The 18480-nt window shown below is 72.4% G+C and carries 17 protein-coding genes; 9 read left to right on the top strand and 8 right to left on the bottom strand.

The window, feature by feature from the left end; translation table 11 throughout:
- Window positions 1-60 precede the first annotated feature (60 nt).
- Both IH26_RS55845 and IH26_RS0115230 read left to right on the top strand, forming a co-directional pair.
- Window positions 61-1185, top strand: a complete 1125-nt coding sequence (locus IH26_RS55845) for a hypothetical protein (protein ID WP_051808137.1) — start codon at window positions 61-63, stop codon at window positions 1183-1185.
- A complete protein-coding gene (locus tag IH26_RS0115230) occupies window positions 1172-2365 on the top strand; it encodes an alpha/beta hydrolase (RefSeq protein ID WP_063763693.1) in 1194 nt (397 codons plus the stop codon). The genes IH26_RS55845 and IH26_RS0115230 overlap by 14 nt, the downstream gene beginning before the upstream one ends.
- Here the strand turns inward: IH26_RS0115230 and IH26_RS0115235 are convergent.
- A complete protein-coding gene (locus IH26_RS0115235) occupies window positions 2362-3729 on the bottom strand; it encodes a sensor histidine kinase (RefSeq protein ID WP_245665204.1) in 1368 nt (455 codons plus the stop codon). The two genes, IH26_RS0115230 and IH26_RS0115235, sit on opposite strands and share 4 nt — an antisense overlap.
- A gap of 34 nt (window positions 3730-3763) precedes the next feature.
- Here IH26_RS0115235 and IH26_RS0115240 point away from each other — a divergent pair, with 34 nt between their 5' ends.
- Genes IH26_RS0115240 through IH26_RS57905 form a run of 3 tightly spaced genes read left to right on the top strand, consistent with a single transcriptional unit; the run spans window position 3764 to window position 5776 of the window.
- Window positions 3764-4189, top strand: a complete 426-nt coding sequence (locus IH26_RS0115240; RefSeq protein WP_030436844.1) for a hypothetical protein — start codon at window positions 3764-3766, stop codon at window positions 4187-4189.
- A gap of 27 nt (window positions 4190-4216) precedes the next feature.
- Entirely contained in the window at window positions 4217-4891 is a 675-nt protein-coding gene (locus IH26_RS0115245) for a response regulator transcription factor (protein WP_030436845.1), read from the top strand.
- A 3-nt stretch (window positions 4892-4894) separates the two neighbouring features.
- Complete coding sequence (locus IH26_RS57905; RefSeq protein ID WP_211268649.1) at window positions 4895-5776, top strand: hypothetical protein; 882 nt, start codon at window positions 4895-4897, stop codon at window positions 5774-5776.
- Here the strand turns inward: IH26_RS57905 and IH26_RS0115255 are convergent.
- The 3 genes from IH26_RS0115255 to IH26_RS0115265 form a co-directional block, all read right to left on the bottom strand.
- Window positions 5661-6704: a hypothetical protein gene (locus IH26_RS0115255; protein ID WP_030436847.1), complete on the bottom strand. Its 1044-nt coding sequence runs from the start codon at window positions 6702-6704 to the stop codon at window positions 5661-5663. The two genes, IH26_RS57905 and IH26_RS0115255, sit on opposite strands and share 116 nt — an antisense overlap.
- Window positions 6705-6767: 63 nt before the next feature.
- Window positions 6768-7787, bottom strand: a complete 1020-nt coding sequence (locus tag IH26_RS0115260; RefSeq protein WP_030436848.1) for a LacI family DNA-binding transcriptional regulator — start codon at window positions 7785-7787, stop codon at window positions 6768-6770.
- A gap of 207 nt (window positions 7788-7994) precedes the next feature.
- Window positions 7995-9101 (bottom strand): hypothetical protein, encoded by a 1107-nt coding sequence (locus IH26_RS0115265; protein WP_169789753.1) that lies wholly within the window; start codon window positions 9099-9101, stop codon window positions 7995-7997.
- 68 nt (window positions 9102-9169) lie between these two features.
- Between IH26_RS0115265 and IH26_RS0115270 the strand changes: the two genes are divergently transcribed.
- Entirely contained in the window at window positions 9170-10645 is a 1476-nt protein-coding gene (locus IH26_RS0115270) for a tetratricopeptide repeat protein (RefSeq protein ID WP_157437204.1), read from the top strand.
- Here IH26_RS0115270 and IH26_RS0115275 read toward each other — a convergent pair.
- Entirely contained in the window at window positions 10642-12900 is a 2259-nt protein-coding gene (locus IH26_RS0115275; RefSeq protein WP_030436851.1) for an ATP-dependent Clp protease ATP-binding subunit, read from the bottom strand. The two genes, IH26_RS0115270 and IH26_RS0115275, sit on opposite strands and share 4 nt — an antisense overlap.
- Window positions 12901-13101: 201 nt before the next feature.
- Between IH26_RS0115275 and IH26_RS0115280 the strand changes: the two genes are divergently transcribed.
- Window positions 13102-13881 (top strand): hypothetical protein, encoded by a 780-nt coding sequence (locus tag IH26_RS0115280; RefSeq protein WP_030436852.1) that lies wholly within the window; start codon window positions 13102-13104, stop codon window positions 13879-13881.
- A gap of 92 nt (window positions 13882-13973) precedes the next feature.
- On the opposite strand, the gene IH26_RS55850 is transcribed toward IH26_RS0115280, so the two are convergent.
- Window positions 13974-14201, bottom strand: coding sequence for a hypothetical protein (locus IH26_RS55850; RefSeq protein WP_051808144.1), 228 nt, complete (start codon window positions 14199-14201; stop codon window positions 13974-13976).
- A 295-nt stretch (window positions 14202-14496) separates the two neighbouring features.
- Here IH26_RS55850 and IH26_RS0115290 point away from each other — a divergent pair, with 295 nt between their 5' ends.
- Entirely contained in the window at window positions 14497-15018 is a 522-nt protein-coding gene (locus IH26_RS0115290; protein ID WP_157437205.1) for a hypothetical protein, read from the top strand.
- Here IH26_RS0115290 and IH26_RS64210 read toward each other — a convergent pair.
- Both IH26_RS64210 and IH26_RS0115300 read right to left on the bottom strand, forming a co-directional pair.
- Entirely contained in the window at window positions 15007-15285 is a 279-nt protein-coding gene (locus IH26_RS64210) for a hypothetical protein (RefSeq protein WP_342668272.1), read from the bottom strand. The genes IH26_RS0115290 and IH26_RS64210 overlap by 12 nt on opposite strands.
- The gene (locus IH26_RS0115300) at window positions 15189-16835 is read right to left on the bottom strand and encodes a DHA2 family efflux MFS transporter permease subunit (protein WP_169789754.1); all 1647 of its coding nucleotides are present in this window, start codon (window positions 16833-16835) and stop codon (window positions 15189-15191) included. Before IH26_RS0115300 ends, IH26_RS64210 begins: the two co-directional genes overlap by 97 nt.
- A gap of 67 nt (window positions 16836-16902) precedes the next feature.
- On the opposite strand from IH26_RS0115300, the gene IH26_RS0115305 reads away from it, so the two are divergent.
- On the top strand, window positions 16903-17553 hold the full coding sequence (locus IH26_RS0115305; protein ID WP_030436855.1) for a tetratricopeptide repeat protein: 651 nt from the start codon (window positions 16903-16905) through the stop codon (window positions 17551-17553).
- The last annotated feature ends 927 nt before the right edge of the window (window positions 17554-18480 follow it).

An 18480-nucleotide genomic window follows, 5' to 3' on the forward strand; every position in this document is an offset into this window, starting at 1 on the left:
TATTTGGCGACGCATGGTTGCGCAGAAGATGCCTTGCCCCCGCGGGAGAAGACAGCCGACATGTCGCTGACCGGTGTACCTCTGTTCGTCTGTGCGTTCCTCGTCATGGCCGCCGTGCTGGCGGCCACCGTGCTGGTCTGGAACCGGTGGGGACGCGCGCGTTTCGTGCTGCGCCCGGTCGGGATCCTGCTCACCGAGGCGCTGCTGGTGTTGAGCGTGGGGCTGGTGGTGAACCGGTCGGAGCAGTTCTACCCGGACTGGGACTCGCTGCTGCACTCCCAAACCGCCGGCTCCACCACGTACGCCGTCCACCCGGGCGGCCTCGACGGCTGGCTGCACCGGAGCGGCGACCTCGCCGACCAGGGCGACGCCTTCCCCTGGCAGCCCTCCGGCTGGGCCGAGTGGCACCTGGCCGCCGCCCCGCTGGTGTTCACGCCGGTCGGCTACCTGGCGCACACGGAGTGGCGGTACCCGGCGTTGGTGGTCATCGACGACGGCAAGACCGGTTGGACGACCGAGAGCGAGACCGCCGCGGCCCGCAGCGCCGACCACACGGCCGGGCCCGCGATCGTGGTGTTCGCCCGGACCACCGCCGCCACCGCCCCGGAGGTTCTCACCGCCGCCCTGCCCACGGCGCTGGCACACGACCTTCGGGTCACCGACAAACACTGGGCCCTGGTCGCCCCGGCCGGCGACACCGGGCTCGCCAACAGGGCGGTCGCGGCCGCGCCCGGCCGGTATCCGGCGCTCGCCCTGGTGAAGCCGGCCGCGGGCACGAAACCGGCGACCACCGGAACCAAGAAGCCGGTCACGACGACGACGGCCAAACCACCGGGCAAGGCGCCCGCGAAGAAGCCGGCGACCAAGCCGAAGACCCCGGCGAAGCCGCGCACGACCGTCGCGGGGACGCTGCCGGTCGGCATCATCACCACGACGGTGGTGGAGACCGCCTACGCCGGCGGCGTCACCGACCCCAAGGCGCCGGCCGGCCAGACCCTGCTCGCCGCGGCGCTGGACTGGGCCTGCCGGCAGACGCCTCCCCCGCTGGCCGCCTCGACACCCCCGGCCAAGTCCCTGCCGGTCTACCACTCGCCGCACCACGACAAGCACCCGGCGCCGGGCGACTCGGGCGCACCGAGCGTGGGCGGCGCGAAGCCCCAGGGAGGAAAACGTGGGCCCCGATAGCCTCGCCGTCGAGCTGATCGCGCTGGCCGCGAGCGTGCTGGCCGCGGTCGCGCTGAGCCTCTTCTGGTCCGCCATGCGCCGGTGGCTGCGCGGCGTGGTCATCGTGGCCTGCCTGCTCACGGTGACCGCGACCACCCTGGTCTGGGTGAACCGGCAGGTCGACAGCTACCCGACCTGGGCCAGCCTGTTCGGCTCGACCGCCGACGCGGGCGGCGTCGGGACCACCTCGCAGACGAAGACGGTCAGCGCCACCAGCGCCGGGAAGATCGTCAGGTACACCGTGGCCGGCAAGGCCAGCGGCATCACCGTGCCGATGTGGGCCTACCTGCCGCCGGGGTATGCCGAGTCGCCGAACACCCGGTACCCGGTCATCGTGGCGCTGCACGGCTACCCGAGCTCACCCGTACAGTGGCTCAAGGGTTTCGGGGTCGCCGACGTGCTCAACGGTGAGATCGCCGCCGGGCGGATGGCCCCCACGGTCGTGCTGTTCCCGTATCAGACGCCCAAGCCGACCATCGACACCGAGTGCGCGAACCTGCTGAACGGGCCGCAGGCGGAGACGTTCCTCACCGTCGACGTGCCCGACTTCGTGCGGACCCACATGGCCGTGCGCACCGACCCGGCGGCGTGGGGGCTGATCGGCTACTCGGCGGGCGGCTACTGCGCGGCCAACCTCGCGCTGCGCCATCCCAACCAGTTCGCCGCGGGCGCGAGCCTCTCCGGCTACTCCTCGCCGGGCATCGTGATCGGCAACGGGCTCGAGCACACCGAGTACGACGACGTGTGGCGGCTCAAGCACCTGCCCATCCCGGCCGTCGCGCTGTATCTCTCCTGCGCGAAGACCGACAAGATGGCGATGCGGGCCACCCAGGAACTGGCCAAGGCCGCGCACGCGCCGCTGTCGATCACGCTGGCGTACATCGCCGGCGGCGGGCACAACGCGGGGACCTGGCACGCGATGGAGGCGCCCGCCTTCGACTGGCTGTCGAACACGCTCGGCCGGCCCACCACGATGGTCGCCTCCCCCGGGGCGTCGACGAACCCGCCGCCGAAGGGCACCCTGCTCGCCGGTAGCACCCCGCCCACCGGCATCGCGCCCAGCGGCACCCCGTCCAGCGGCACCCCGTTCGGCGGCACCCCGTTCAGCGGCACCCCGTTCAGCGGCACCCCGCACAGCTAGGAAACGGCCGGCAGGCGGACGGTGACGACGGCGCCGCCCAGCGGCGGGCCGTTGCGCAGGTCGGCGGTGCCGGCGTGGGCGGTCACCACCGCGCGGACGATCGAGAGGCCCAGGCCGGCGCCGGTGCTGGGGGTCCGCGACGGGCCGCCGCGGACGAACCGCTCGAACGCCGCGTCGAGCAGGTCCGGCGGAAAGCCCGGCCCGTCGTCGGCCCACTCGATGCGGGCGAGCACCGGCTCGAGGACCACGGTCACCCGGGCCGAGCCGGCGCCGGCCGCCGCGCTGTTCGCGGCCAGGTTGGTCAGCACCTGACGCAGCCGGTCGGCGTCCGCCTCGACGATCACCGGGTCGCCGCGCACCTCGATGGCGAGCCCGGTGACCCGCCCGAGGACGCCCGCCTCCGAGCGGGCCAGGTCGGTCAGGTCGACCGGCTCGCGGTGCACCACCAGCGAGCCGTCCCGCTGCCGGGCGAGCAGCAGCAGGTCCTCCGCCAGCCGGCTGAGCCGCGCCACCTGACCGCGCGCGGCCAGCAGGGATTGGCGTACCTCCTCGGGGTTGTCCAGCGCGGCCAGCGCAAGGTCGATCTCGCCGCGCAACACGGCGATCGGGGTACGCAGTTCGTGGCTGGCGTCGTCGACGAACGCCCGCTCGCGGGCGAAGGCGACCGACAGCCGGGCCAGCATGCCGCTCAGCGTGGCGGACAGGCGGGCGATCTCGTCGTCGCCGGGCACCACCGGCAGCTGCCGTTCGGAGTCGAGCGTCGAGATCGCGGCGGCCTGCCGGGTCAGCGCGTCGACCGGGCGCAGCGCCGCGCGCAGCAGCAGCCAGCACAGCATGGCCAGCGCCGCGATCAGCAGCGGGGCGGCGACCAGGAGCACGTTCAGCTGCTGGTCGCCGGCGCGCTCGATGCCGGCCGAGGGCAGCGCGACGGTCAGCACCAGGCCGGACTTGCCGACCGGGCGGGACAGCAGGCGGACCCGGAGGGGGTCGCCGTCGGTGCCCAGCGGCAGGGTCGTGCTGGTCGCGGAGGTGCGCCGGACGGCATGGACCTGGGCCGGGGTGAGCAGGATCCGGTGGCGGATCGAGGCGGCGGTCGCCAGCGGGGTCCCGTCCGAGGCGTACAGCTGGGCCATCGGATCGCCCTCGACCGCTTTAAGATCATTTGCCTGTACGCTCGCGACCAGGTCGTCGCTGCGGGCGGTCAGATCGGCGTCGACGGCCTTGTTCAGTTGCCGGTGCAGCGCCACGTAGAGCAGCGCCAGCGAGAGCAGCAGGACCACCGAGGTGCCGGCCCCGAACAACAGGACCAGCCGGGTACGAATCGAGGCCGGGCTGAGCCGCACCGCCACCTCCGAGGTTTTCACGATCCTCTCATCCTCGCCGGTCCACGATGGCGGCATGACCACACCATCCGGCTGGGATCAGCACCCCGGCGTGCGGGCCGGCCGCCTCTTGCGGCCCGGCGAGCGCGCCGGTGATCTGCTCTGCCGGGCCGCCGGGTCGTGGGCGTACCTGATCGCGCTCACCGTCGCCATCCTGTTCGGGGCGGTCGTGGTGCTGCAGCAGAACCGGAGCGCCGAGGCGGCGATCTGGCTGGCGGCCGGGCTCGCCGCCATCGCCGCCCTCGAGGTGCCGGCCGTCCTGGTCGCCGCCCGGCGGTCCGAGCGGATCACCCGCGAGCTGGCCCTCTACCAGCTCGACCAGAGCCGGCGGGCGGCCGCGGTCGCCGAGGACGTCCGCACCGAGATGCAGCGGCTGCGCGACGAGGTCGCCCGGCTCACCGCACACGCCGACATCGCCGGCTACCCGGCACGGCGCCGCTGACTGGCCGGTCCTACCTATCCTTTGCCCATGCGATTGTTGGTCGTCGAGGACGATCCGGCCATGTCGAGCATGCTCTGCCGGGGGCTGCGCCGGGCGGGCTACGCCGTGGACACCGTCGACGACGGCACCGACGCCGTGTGGACCATCTCGGAGGCCGACTACGATCTCGTGGTGCTGGACGCGATGATCCCCGGGCCGGACGGCTTCGAGGTCTGCCGGCAGATCCGCGCGAACGAGCGCTGGGTGCCGGTGCTGATGCTCACCGCCCGGGACGGCACCACCGACAAGATCCGCGGCCTGGACGCCGGCGCCGACGACTACCTGACCAAGCCGTTCGCCTTCGACGAGCTGCTGGCCCGGGTCCGGGCGCTGGTCCGGCGGGAGCCGCGGCAACGGCCGGCCGTGCTGCGGGTGGGCGACCTGGTCCTCGACCCCGCCGAGCGGAAGGTCAGCCGGGGCGACACCCCGATCCCGCTGTCGGCCAAGGAGTTCGCGCTGCTGCACGAGCTGATGCGCCGGTCCGGTGAGACGCTGAGCCGCAGCTACCTGATCGAGCACGTGTGGGATTTCGCGTACGACGGCGGCTCGAACGTGGTCGACGTCTACGTCCGGTACCTGCGCGGCAAGGTCGACCGGCCGTTCGACCGCGACACCATCCGCACCGTCCGCGGCGCCGGCTACCGCCTCGACCCGGAGGCGTGACTCTTGATCGCCGCGATTCTGTGCGCCGTCTGCTACGGCGTGGCCACCGCGCTGCAGGCCCGGGCGGCCGTCGCCGGGCCGCTGATCGGCCTGCTGCGCCGCTGGCCGTTCGTGCTGGGCCTGCTGCTGGATGTGGCCGGCTTCGGCGCCCAACTGGTCGCGCTGCGCAGCCGGCCGCTGTTCGTCGTGCAGGCGGCCCAGGCCGGCAACCTGGCCGTCACCGCCGTCGCCTGCGTGCCGCTGCTGGGCATCCGGCTGGCGCCCCGGCACTGGGCGGCGGTGCTCGCGGTCAGCGCGGGCCTCGCGGTGCTCGGCTTGTCCAGCGGGCCGGAGGGCACCACCGCGGTGAGCACGCCCGCCCGGGTGGTCCTGCTCGTCGCCGCGCTGGTGCTGGGCGCGATCGCGCTGGTCGCCGCGCGGCTCACCCCCATCGTTCAAGGGGTGGTGGCCGGGCTCGGGTTCGGGCTGACCGCGCTGGCCGTACGCAGCCTGCCGAGCTTCGCCCCCGCTGACCTGATCCGCGATCCGGCCGCCTACGCCGCCGTGATCAGCGGCATATGCGCCTTCGTCTCCTTCGCCGCCGGCCTGCAACGCCAGGTCACCACCGTGGCCGCCCTGGCCATCGTGGGCGAGACGGCGCTGCCGGCCGCGATCGGCATCACCCTCTGGGGCGACCACACCCGCCCCGGGTGGGCGGTACCGGCCGTGCTCGGCTTCGTCGTCGCGCTGGCCGGGGCGCTGGCCCTGTCCCGCTTCGCCGAACCCGATGTCAGCGGCTCGGCGGGAGCACCGCCGTCAGCGCCTCCGGACTGTCCGCCGGATACAGCGCCCACCGGCGGGCCCGGCGCGCCCGCGCCAGAAACGCGCCGACCCGGTTCGGCTTGACCGACTGGTACCAGACCGCGCCGGAGTCGGCGTCCTCCAGGAACCCGTGATACTCGTCGGCGGGGCGCGGGGTGAAGTCCTTCGTCTCGGAGGCGTCCGGCGGCTCCGGGAACGCCGACACGACCGCGCCGGGCGCGACCGCCGAACGCACCGCGCCGAGGTCGCCGCTCTCCGGGACCAGCAGCCACCGCCGCGCCAGCCCGTCGGTGGTCTCCAGCACGGCGATCTCGGCCCGCCGGCCGGTGGCCAGCGCCGCGACGTTCCCCCAGAAGTCGTCGTCGGCCGCCGGCGCCTCGACCGGGGCCGGTCGGGCGGCCGGCGGCAGCGGGATCGCCGAGGGTCGCGGCGGCATGTCCCGGAACCGCAGGATCACGCCCGAGGTGGCGACCCGCTCGCGGACCTGCTCCCGGATCTGCCAGACCGCGATCAGCAGGCAGGTCAGCCCGACCAGCCGGATGGCGAGCCGCGCGATGTCCCAGCCCAGCCAATTCATCAGGTCGTCCCGGTCGTAGAGGTGCGAACTGTCCACGGTGCGGGTGAAGAGGAGCCAGGTGGACAGCATGAGCGCGCCGTACCAGCCGGTGACGCTCCAATGCCAGACCACGTGCGGATCCGAGTCGCCGACCGTGGTCAGCATCGCCACGGTGCGCCGGCGCCAGTAGATGAACCCGAACACATAGCCGAAGCCGAGCACCAGATACAGGGCACTGATCACGTCCCCGTTGTCCAGCACCCAGCCGACCAGCGGCGACAGCCCGTCCACCCCGTCGTTGGCCAGGTAGGAACGCACCGCCACGTCGCTGGCCAGCAGCAGCATGCCCAGCAGAGCGGCGACGCCGGCCGCCACCATCAGCGCGAAGGTCTGCAGTTCCCATTCGCGCGGCGGCCGCGCCCCTGGCGGCGCGACCACGGAGTTGATCTCTTCCACAGCCGCAGATTGTGGCATCCACCCCCACCCGGGCGCTGTCCCGTTTCGGAGCGCCCTGTCGTGCTAGGCGGGCTGTGGCCGCGGCGGCGCCGTGCTCTCCCGCAACACCAGGCTGATCGGCATCTGGACATACCCGCCCGCTGTCGGCTCGGGCGCCGCCAACTGGTCCAGCAGCAGGCGAGCGGCGGCCGCGCCCTGCTTCGCGACCGGCTGTGCCACGGTGGTCAGGCCGACCACCTCGGCCAGTTCGTGGTCGTCGAAGCCGACCACGGAGACGTCCTCCGGGCAGCGCAGGCGGTGCAGCCGCAGGGCCCGCAACGCACCCATGGCCATCTCGTCGGACTGCGCGAAGACCGCGGTGGGCGGCTGGCGCGTCGCGAGCAGCGCGGTCATCGCCTGCTCGCCGCCCTTGACGGTGTACCTGCCGTCGACGTCGAGCCGGGGGTCGGGCGCTATCCGGGCCTCGTGCAGCACCTGCAGGTAGCCGGCCCGGCGTTCGCTCGGCGTGGTCCAGTTCAGCGGGGCGGCCGCGGTCGTACCGATCATGCCGATCCGCCGGTGCCCCAGGTTGACCAGGTGGCGTACGGCCAGTTCGGCGCCGCGCCGGTCGTCGATGCCGACGGTGGTGAAACCCGGTCGCGGGCCGCCGACGACGAGCGAGAGCGGCACCCCGAGCGACCGCAGGGCCAGCGCCTCGGCCTCGGTCGGGAGCAGCAGTGACAGCACCCCGTCGACCCGTTTGCGCAGCGGCATCCGCTCGAAGAAGCGCTTGCGTGCCGCCGGCGAACCCACGTTGTACAGCAGCACGTCGAACCCGGCCGCGCTCAGCACCTCCTCGGCGGAGTCGAGCACCTCGCCGAAGAACCACCGGCCGACGTACGGCGCGATCACCCCGACCGTCCAGGTACGCCCGCTGGCCAGGCTGGCCGCGCTGCGCGAGGCGGTGTAGCCGAGGTCGGCCGCCACCCGCGCGATCTGGGTCCGCACCTCCTCGGAGACGCCCGGCCGGCCGTGCAGGGCCCGGGAGACCGTGGACGGCGCGACACCGGCCGCGGTGGCGACGTCGCCGATGCTCACCGCCATGCTGACCTCCGCTTCGAGTGCGAACGCCGAAAAGCTAGCCCCGGTCCATCCCGTTGCGCAAGCGCTTGCGTTGAGCTCGCCCGGCGGAGGAGGATGCCGCGGTGTGGGCAGGTCTCGGCTCTACCTTCCGGGTGCCGATGGTGCTGCTCGCGCTGCCGGCAGGGCGAACTGGTGGGCGCCGCACCCGCCGCGCAAGCTGTACCGCCGCTACGGATTGCGGGAGGCGCCGGAACCGGCGTACGCGTGAACCTCCGGTGGTTGTCCCGCCTGGGCCGGCACGGCCGGGCGGGACTCCGATGCCGGACGGGGGCGGTCGAACAGCACGTAGACGCAGGCGAGGCAGTAGACGAGGGCGATCCGGCCATGGACGGCGTCCGGCACCGGGAGCCAGCGGCTGGCGTGCAACGCGACCATGGCGCCCACGGTCCACCAGGGAAACCGGGCGGTGCTCCCGACCAGGTCCCAGACCAGGGCGCCGACCACGGCGCCGGCCGCGTAGTACTTGTTGGTCCCGGGCTCGAGCGCGAGGCGGGCGGCCATGGCGAGCAGGAGGACGGCGGGCCAGTTGCCCCGGCGTACCGCGACAATCCCCAGCCCGATGCCCAGCAGCGCCTGGGCCGGGCGGTCCCACGGCGGGGTGCGCGCGTCGGTCACGCCCAGCGCCCGCAGCGCGGAGAGCGAGGTGTTGGGGATGGTGAAGTGCAGCGCCCGGACGGTGCCGCGGTCGGCGAGGAAGAACGGCAGCCAGGCGGCCACGATCGCGGCGGCGGCGCTCAAGGCGCCGCGCAGCATCGCGCGCGGCCCGGGCAGCAACAGCAGCAGCGCCGCGAAGCCGAGCGCCCACGGCTTGGCGTCGACCGCCAGCCCGAGCAGCAGACCGGCCGCGACCGGGCGGCCGTACCGCGCGGCGGCGAGCGCCGCGACCCCGCCGGCCAGCGCCAGCACGTCGTCGAGGTGGGCGGACGCGACCGCGAGGTACATCCACACCGGGACGAAGCACACCGCCGCCCACCACGACCAGCGATGGCCGAGGCGGTACGCCTGCCACATGATGTACGCGCCGGTCGCGGCCCCGAAGACCTGCGCCGCGACCACGCCCCGCAGCGCCGCCGCGACCAGGAACGCGACCGGGCCGATCTGCAGTATCGGCGCGGCCGCGTACAGGTGCAGGCCGCCGCGCGGGTCGTGGAGGTGTACCAGCGCCCGGGACCCCTCGTCGAAGAAGTGCCAGGCCATGCCGCCGTGCAGGGCCATCCCGGCGAACCACGCGGCCGCCCACCCGGCCAGCAACCAATAGCCGAGACGAATATTCATGATCACCGGCGGCACGGTAGACACCGGGGGCAAGGAAAACGCTGAGAATGCCGCTACACTGCCCGGCCATGAGCGCCGCATCTACCCCCACCAGCCCCTTTGACCAGGCATTGGCCCTGCTGCGCGAGGGCCGGGTGGCGGATGCCGAGGAGCGGATGAAGGTGGCCGTACGCCGGGCCGCCGAGCGGCACGGCGAGCAGAGCGCCGAGTGGGCGGCCGCACAGTCCGATATGGGCAATATGTTGCTGCGGGCCGAGCAGCCGGCCTGGGCCGCCGAGTGCTTCCGGGCCGCGGCGTCGGTGCCGTTGCCACCGGGCGCGGACCCGCAGCGCCGGCTCGGATACCAGCTCAACCTGGGGATCGCGCTCGCGCTCAGCGACCGGCTGGAGGACGGCGTGGCGGCGCTGCGGGAGTCGCGGGCCGGCCGGGAGGCCTTCTTCGGCCGCAAGCACGTCGGCTATGCGAACGGGCTGGAGCCGCTCGCCGAGGTGCTGCTGCGCTCCGGCGAGTACCAGGGCGCCCTCCAGGCGATCGACGAGGCCCTGTGGATCTACAAGCGGGCCGGGCACGAGCGGGCCGCCAGTTCGGTCGCGCTGCGCGGCGTGATCCTGCTGGCCGACGGGCACACCGGGCCGTTCTTCCCGGCGCTGAAGGATCTCCCCGACCCGCTGGTCGAGCGGGTCGCCGCGATCGTCGCCGAGCGGATCCAGCGGGACATCGAGCCGGACGCCGCGTACCGGATGGTCGCCCACCTGGCCGGCGCGCTGGACGAACGCCTCGGAGCCGATCACCCGGCCACGATCGAGGCGTTCACCGACCTGGCCGCGCAGGCCGCCTCGCGGAGCCTGCATGCCGACCGGATCGCGGCGCTGGAGCACGTGGTCGCCTCCTACGACCGCCAGGAGCGCGCGGAGGAGGCGCTGGCGGCCGCCACCACCCGGGCCGAAGCGCTCAGCGACGCCGGCGAGACCGACAAATGCCTGCTTGCGTACGAGGAGGTGGCCGTCCGCGCCGAGCGGATCGGCAGCGCCCACGTGATCAGCCAGGCGCTGTTCGACTGGGGCCTGGCCCTGCGGAACGCGGACCAGCCGGAGGCCGCCGTCGCCCGGTTCGGCCAGGCGGTCGCCGTGGCCCGCCGGGGCGACGACCCGGAGCTGCTCGGGCACGTCGCCGCCGCGTACGGGATCGCCCTGCAGCATCTCGGCCGGTTGACCGAGGCCCGCGAGGCTCTCGAGGAGGGCCTCGCCGTCCTGGAACCGACCGACAGCGCCGCCCACCCGGCCCGCGGGCACCTGGTCGCGCTCCTCGACGAGCGGGCCTGCGGCTGCGCCGAGCTGCAGGCCGCCGTCGAGGAGGCGTTCCGCGACTTCGTGGTGACCCGGGCGCCGGACGGGCTGCTCGCCCGGCTCGGCGTGCGGGTCGTCGGCAACAACTTCGTCTTCGACGTCGAGTTCCAGCGGCCGCCCCGCGAGGAGGAGCTGGCCCGGTTCAACGAGGTCGTCCGGGCCGGCCACGCCGAGTTCAGCTGCCGGATCACCGCCTAGATCGCGGCCGCGACGGAGGCCTCCCGGAAGACCAGCGCGGCCTGCTCGCAGTCGACCCGCACCACCTGGCCGGGGCGCAGCTCGCCGTGCAGGATGCGCTCGGCCAGCACGTCCTCCACCTCGCGCTGGATCGTGCGGCGCAGCGGCCGGGCGCCCAGCGACGGGTCGAAGCCGAGCGCCGCCAGGTACCGGCGGGCCGCCTCGGTGACCTCGACGCCCATCTCCCTGTCGCGCAGCCGCAGGTCGACCCGGGCCAGCAGCACGTCGACGATGGCCAGCACGTCGGCCTCGGTCAGCCGGGGGAACACCACGGTGTCGTCGACGCGGTTGAGGAATTCCGGCCGGAAGTGCTGCTTCAGCGCGTCGTGGACCTTCGCGGCCATCCGCTCCGGCGCGCCGCCGTCGGCCTGGAACCCGAGCGAGAACGGCTTGGCCGCCTCCCGGGAGCCGAGGTTGGTGGTCATGATCAGCACCGTGTTCTTGAAGTCGACCACCCGGCCCTGGCCGTCGGTCAGCCGGCCCTCCTCCAGGATCTGCAGCAGCGTGTTGAAGACCTCGGGATGGGCCTTCTCGATCTCGTCGAAGAGCACCACCGAGAACGGCTTGCGCCGCACCCGCTCGGTGAGCTGCCCGCCCTCGTCGTAGCCGACATACCCCGGCGGCGCGCCGACCAGCCGCGCCACCGTGTGCCGGTCGTGGAACTCGGACATGTCCAGCTGGATCAGCGCCTCCTCGGAGCCGAACAGGAACTCCGCGAGCGCCTTGGACAGCTCGGTCTTACCGACGCCGGACGGGCCGGCGAAGATGAACGAGCCGGCCGGGCGTTTCGGATCTTTCAACCCCGCGCGCGTACGCCGGATCGCCCGCGCCACCGCCCGCACCGCCTCGGCCTGGCCGATGATCCGTTTGTGCAGTTCGTCCTCCATGCGCAGCAGCCGGGACGTCTCCTCCTCGGTCAGCCGCTGCACCGGGATGCCGGTCCAGAGCGCCAGCACCTCGGCGATCTGCTCGCCGCCCAGCTCAGTCACACCCCTTTGGCCGTCGCCGCGCGGCCGGAGATGCGCCCAGGCGCCGGCCTCGTCGATCAGGTCGATCGCCTTGTCCGGCAGGAAGCGGTCGGCGACATACCGATCGGCGAGATTCACCGCCGCCGTCAGAGCCACATCGGTGTACGAGACGTGGTGGTGCTCCTCGTACCGCGGGCGCAGGCCGCGCAGGATCTCGACCGCCTCGGCGGAGGTCGGCTCGCCGATCGGGATCGGCTGGAAGCGGCGGGCGAGCGCGGCGTCCTTCTCGAAATGCTTGCGATACTCCGCCGTCGTGGTGGCGCCGATCGTCTGCAGCTCACCGCGGGCGAGCAGCGGCTTGAGGATGCTCGCCGCGTCGATCGCGCCCTCGGCCGCGCCCGCGCCGACCAGCGTGTGGATCTCGTCGATGAACAGGATGACATCGCCCCGCGTGCGGCACTCCTTGACCACCTTCTTGAGGCGTTCCTCGAAGTCGCCGCGGTACCGCGAGCCGGCCACCAGCGAGCCCAGGTCCAGCGTGTACACCTGTTTCGCGCGCAGCATCTCGGGCACCTCGCCGGCCACGATGCGCCGGCACAGCCCCTCCACCACCGCGGTCTTGCCGACGCCGGGCTCGCCGACCAGGACCGGGTTGTTCTTGGTGCGGCAGGCGAGCACCACCATGATCCGGTCGATCTCGCGGTCGCGACCGACCACCGGATCGAGGCCACCGTCGCGGGCGCGCTGAGTCAGACACTCCCCATACTGATCGAGGAGGGCCGAACTCGCCGGCGCGGGAGCGGACAGGGCCGGATGACCGCTGAGAAGAGCAAGGACCTTTTCCCGTACGCCTCGCGGATCGGCACCCAGGGTGACCAGGATCTGAACCGCGACATTCGCACTCTCCCGGACCAGCCCGAGCAGGATGTGCTCCGGGCCGATGTGGTTGTGGCCCAGCTTGAGCGCCTCACGAAGGGACACCTCGAGCACGTTCTTGGCGGCCGGGGTGAACGGGACGTGCAGGCCCGGCGCCTCCCGCCCCTCGCCGATCGCCTCCTCGACCTGGGCGCGGGCGGCCTCGAGAGTCACGCCGAGAGCGGTCAAGGCCTGCGCGGCGACGCCCTCGCCCTCGCTGATGAGCCCGAGCAGCAGGTGCTCGGTGCCGATGTAGTGGTGGTTGAGGAGGCGGGCCTCTTCCTGAGCCAGGACGACAACCCGGCGAGACTGGTCGGTGAATCGATCGAACACGACACTCACGTCCTCGACGGCGAGGCCCCACGCACCCCACCCCTGTCCGGGCACGCGGGCGCGCGCGAGGGTGGTGTGCGCTGAGTCAGAGCCTCTTGGCGTCGACGCGGGCCCGCGTGGGGGGCTCGCACGCTCGTGCAGGCGCGGCTGCCCCCCGACCGTACATCGGAAAAACTACGATGGCTCGCAGGGAGGGACGCCATGACCGGAGCCGAACGCCGCCGCCAGGCCAACGACCGCGCCCGCCGGCGCGCGATCCGGGCCCTCGCCGCCCAGATGGGAGTGCCTTACTCGGTCGCCGCGCGGCTGATCGCCGACCCGCACCGCGCGCTGGTGTTCGCCCACCGCGAACAGCGCCCGTTCCACGCCCGGGTGAGCGACACCCGGGCGGCGGCCGCGCCCCCGCTGGGCCGCGCCGCCCACCTGACCGCCCGCTTCCCGCGGCTGCGCACCGCCGCGGGCCGCCTCTACGACGGCCGCGACCGGCGAACCGTCCTGGCGATGCTCTACGCGGTCGTGGCGCACGAGTCGCCGGCCCTGCTGCCGCCCGCCGAGGAACTGGCGTGGGTCGCGGAGCTGGGCGAGGAGACGGCGGTGGACATCACCTGCGCGGCCCTGGACCACGCCGCCCGCCACCTGCTCGACGACGACCAGTGGCACATGTGGACCAGGGTCGAGGCGGCATTGGCGGCGGCCGACCCCCGAGCCGAGGCGACGATCGTCCTCGACGGCGAATTACGTACGGTGAGCCTGCGCGGCTCGCTGCCGGGCGCCCGCCAGACGCTGGACGCGGTGCTGCTGGCGGCACACCGGCTGAAGGCGCCGGGCGCGCAGGTCACCCTGAACGGCCGTCCGGCCACGGTGGTGGGCGCCCGCTGGCCGCGCAGCGGACCCCCGACGGCGTACGAGGTCCGCCTCGGCGACGACCCCGGGGTCCACCTGATCGACCTGGGCCAGGAACAGCAGCCGGCCGGCGTCTGACGTCATCGTCCGACCCCGATGGTGGGCCCGGGTCATCACGGGTTCTCCTCGTGGTGAGCCTGTGCGGCTCGCTGCCGGGCGCCGCGCGCAGGTCAGCCTGAACGGCTGGCAGTGAAGTCGTCGATGACCACCAGGGCGTCGGAGCGCAGCCAGTCCGCGGGCCGCAGTGGTGGCTCGTCCGCCTTGCCCTGGCCACCGCCGTCCAGGACCAGCAGGTCGAACGCTCTCCGCGGCCAGGTCACGCCAATCGCCGCGGCGGATTCGCACGCGGGGCTGGTCGGCGAACAGTTGCGCTGCTTGCCCGGCTCGGCGCCGGTCACGTTCGACGCTGAACAGCCGCGCGTCCGGGTCTGCCATGCTGGCCATCCACGCCAGGCCGACGCCGTACCCCGTGCCGGTCTCGGCAATCCGCCCGGCGCCGACTCCAGCGGCCGGCAGTTGCCGCAGGCGACCTTGCTCGGGCAGGCAAGACGCGGTGAGGTCGTCGCGGCGAGCGGCCGCCACCGCATCTGCGACGCGACGTGTTGGATCGGGTTCGGTGGGGTACCGCGCGGTTCCGTTGACGGCCATGGATGGATCATGCCGCGTGTGGATCGGATGACGTATCGTTCGCGCGTGACCAGGTCGACGGTGGCGACGCATGCGGAGGTGTCGGCGTTCATCCGTACCGATCCGGTGTTCGCGCGCTGCCTTGCGGATGTCGCGCGCGAGATGGGCATCGGCGGGTTCCTGCCGTACAACTCGGCGACCCTCGGCATCGACCAGCGCCGGCTGATGCTGACCGGCCGGGGGCTGGACGATGTGCGGCGGCTGCTCACCGACCGGTACGAGTTGGTGGTCCGGTTCGCGCTGGCCTGTTGGCGTGAGTTGCCCGGCTCGGACATCCCGGACGAGGAATGGCCGGCCGGGGAGGAGCCCGACGAGGACGACCTCCCCGGGGACGTCGAGGTCCTCGGGTACGACCCGAAGATGGTCTTCTACGCGCTGTGCGACCTGCTCGTGCTGGACAAGCAGGAAACGGCCGCGATGGACGCCTACCTGAAGTCGCAGCGGTTGCCCGGCGTCCGGGCGTGGCGTGTCACCCTCCAGCGGGCGTACCGCCGTGCCGTGTCGGAGATGGAACAGTCAGGCGGCTGATCGGCCGAGCTCCTCGATGTACTCCTCCGGAGGACCGAGCTCCAGCCCGGCCCGGAGCTCCAGCACCGTCACGGTGTTGGTGCGCGGGCGGAGCAGCGGCGCCGGGCAATGCAGTGTCGCCTCCGGCTCGATCTTCCAGTACCGGCCAAGCAGGAAACCGTTGACCGGGTTCAGGCCTGCTGAGCCGACGCGGCCACGTCGGGTTCCGCTGCCGTCCGCGGGGCGGTCTTGCGACGGCGGACGAGCAGGACGGACAGTGCCGCGCAACCCATGACGGCGATGGGCAGCCACAGCGTGACCCGCATGGCGCCCACGAAACCCTCGTGGAAGACAGCGGTGAAGAAGGCGTTCAGCTGGGCCCGCGCCTGATCGGGAAGGCCGGCGGGCAGGGCGGGGCCGATCTGTCCGCCCGCGATGTCCTGGCTTCCTGACGATACGTGGCTCAGCCCGTCGAGCACCTGGGACCGATACTGCGCCGGCAGTTGACCGGCGCTGGCCGTCGCGGCGGTCTTGAGATGGGTGGAGAGCTGCGCCTGCAGCAGGGCGCCCACGGCGGCGGCGCCGATCACGCCGCCGAGCTGCCGCGTCGTATTGATCATGCCGGAGGCGGCGCCGGCCATCTGCGGCTCGACGTTGCGCATCGCGATCGTCTGCAGTGGGGCGAAGGTCAGGCCCAGCCCGACGCCGGCGACGATCAACCCGGGCAGCAGGTGCAACCGGCTGGAGCCGACGTGCGAGGACGCGATGAGGACGCCCATGCCGGTGGAGAACAGCGACAACCCGGCGAACAGGATCCATTTGCCGCCGAACCGGTCGGCGGTCCGCCCGGCCACCGGCGCGATGAACATGGAGATCAGGGACATCGGCGCCGTGGTCAGGCCGGCCTGCAGAGCCGAGAGCCCGAGCACCGACTGCAGGTAGATGGTCAGCGGCAGGAACAGGCCGAGCATGCCGAACGCGATCGACGCGGCGACGAAGTTCATCACCGAGAAGTTGCGGTCCCGGAAGATCTGGAACGGCACGAGCGGCTCCCCGCTCTGCTGCGTCCATTGATGGACGGCGAACAGCCCCAGCACCACCACGCCGGCAACGATGATCTCCACGATCGTGATCGGACCCCAGACCTTCCCCCAGTCGTGGGACTGGCCCTCGATGAGCCCGAACGTCACGAGGAAGAGCCCGGCGCTGACCAGGAAGGTGCCCGTCCAGTCCAGCCGATGCCGACGCTCCGGACGCAGGTTCGGCATCACGACCGCGGCCAGGCCCAGGGTCAGCACGCCGACCGGCACGTTCACGAAGAAGATCCAGCGCCAGCCGAAGTCGGTGACCAGCCAGCCACCCAGCACCGGCCCGGCGAGGGTGGCCACACCCGCGACGGCGCCCCAGATGCCGAACGCGGCGCCGCGCTTGTCCGGCGGGAAGATCGTGGTCAGCACGGAGAGGGTCTGCGGGGTCAGCAGCGCCCCGCCGACCCCCTGAATCACCCGGAAGATGATGAGCTGAGTCGGGCTCTGAGCGAACCCGCAGGCGGCCGACGCCGCGGTGAAGATGACCAGGCCGATGAGGAAGAGCTGTTTGGGCCCGTACAGGTCGCCCAGGCGCCCCGCCGTGATCAGCAGAACGGCATAGGTCAGGATGTACGCATTGATGATCCAGAGCACGTCCGACAGGGACGCGTTGAGGTGCTCGCTCATCTGCGGGATCGCGATGTTCACGATCGTCGTGTCCAGCAGAATCATGAAGAACCCGAGGCAAAGAGCGACGAGAACGACCCAGGGGTTGTACCTGCGCTCCGCGTTGACGCCCGGTGATGTCATGTCGGCAGCTCTTTTCTGAGATCCTCGTCCGCAAACGCCACCATAGTTCGATGTCAGCGGGGACGGCATGAGCACGGACGATCGAATCGAGCAGGCCAGGAGGATCTACGAACGCGCGGTGTACGCCGGCGACGGCGCCGCGCTCACCGAGGCCGAACGGGCCTTGGACGCGGTGGAGGCCGATGTCGCGCTGGCCCGGGGCCGGATCCGGCACGCGCGGTTCCAGAACGCCCCCGAGCCGGCCGCCGAGGACCCCACCGAGCTGCCACTGTTCGAGCGCGCCTGGACCCTCTACCGTTCGGCGGGTGACTCGCGCGGCGAGGCCGAGGCGTTGTTCTGGATCGGCTGCGTCCACCAGTTCATCAGGCGCGACGACGAGACCGCGGTTCCCTACTTCGAGCGGTCCGAACGGCTGGCGTCCGAGGCCGCCGACCAGCGAACCCGATCCGAGGCCCTGCGGCACCTGGGCATCGTGGCGCACACGGCCGGCCGGCTCGACGAGGCGCGCCACCTGCTGGAGGAGTCCTCCCGCCTGCGCCGCGCGGCCGGCGCGCTGCCGGGCGTGGCCTCGAACATGATCGGCCTGGCCTACATCGCCGCCGCCCAGAACCGCCGAACGGACGCGCTCGCCACGCTCGACGAGGCGCAGAGCATCGCGCGGGAATGCGATGCACACGCCATCCTCCGACACATCGAGCAGGCGCGAACGAGGATCTAGGGGAACCTTACGGTCAACGTCTGCCGCCGCCCGTCGCACCCTATCCACCGGCCAAACAAAATGGGTTTGCAACAGCGTGCAGATGGAATAGTCTGGGCCCCGCACCGGAAAAACGCAGCGATCGAAATGGCGCACCCGCCGGTGAATTGGCGCGCGAGTCGCGGCCGGACCGGTATTCGTCGGCCGCCCTTCCGTGTTTTCGGCGCCTTGCCCGGCGGAGCTCCCCTCGATGGGACTCGGCCCGGCGGAACTGAGCACGGCAGGGAGGGGCTCTGCGGCGACAGGCGCTGCGGGGACAGGCGCTGCGGCGACAGGCGCTGCGGCGACAGGCGCTGCGGCGACAGGCGCTGCCGGGACAGGCGCTGCCGGGACAGGCGCTGCGGCGACAGCCGCTGCCGGGACAGGCGCTGCCGGGACAGGCGCTGCCGGGACAGGCGCTGCGGCGACAGCCGCTGCCGGGACAGGCGCTGCGGCGACAGCCGCTGCCGGGACAGGCGCTGCGGCGACAGCCGCGTCGCTGAATCAGCCCCCAGCTGCGCCGCCGCTCATGCTCGCGGCGAAACGCTTCCTTCTCCGGAGAATAACGGCGCGACTTGGTGCGATCGCGCATTCCTGCCAACTCGGCCCTCGTGAATAACCCCAGCTGTCCCACACGAGAATTCTCCCACTTCGGGAAGCGCGATGGTAAGCCCGAACGCTTGTTCGATCATGCCAATCTCGCGTTATACCAAAAGAGAGATCCAACCCATTCTCCCGCACCGCAAACAGCAACGGCAACGGCAACGGCAATGGCAATGGCAATGGCAATGGCAATGGCAACAGACCCCTTATCGCAGAGCGCGACAGGCGGCACCCACCGCAACCAGAGACCCCCGGGCCATGGCAAGCAGACCGACCCACGCCCCACCGCAACAGGCGGCACCCACC

The sequence above is a fragment of the Actinoplanes subtropicus genome, assembly GCF_000721705.1.
Taxonomy (GTDB): Bacteria; Actinomycetota; Actinomycetes; order Mycobacteriales; family Micromonosporaceae; genus Actinoplanes; species Actinoplanes subtropicus.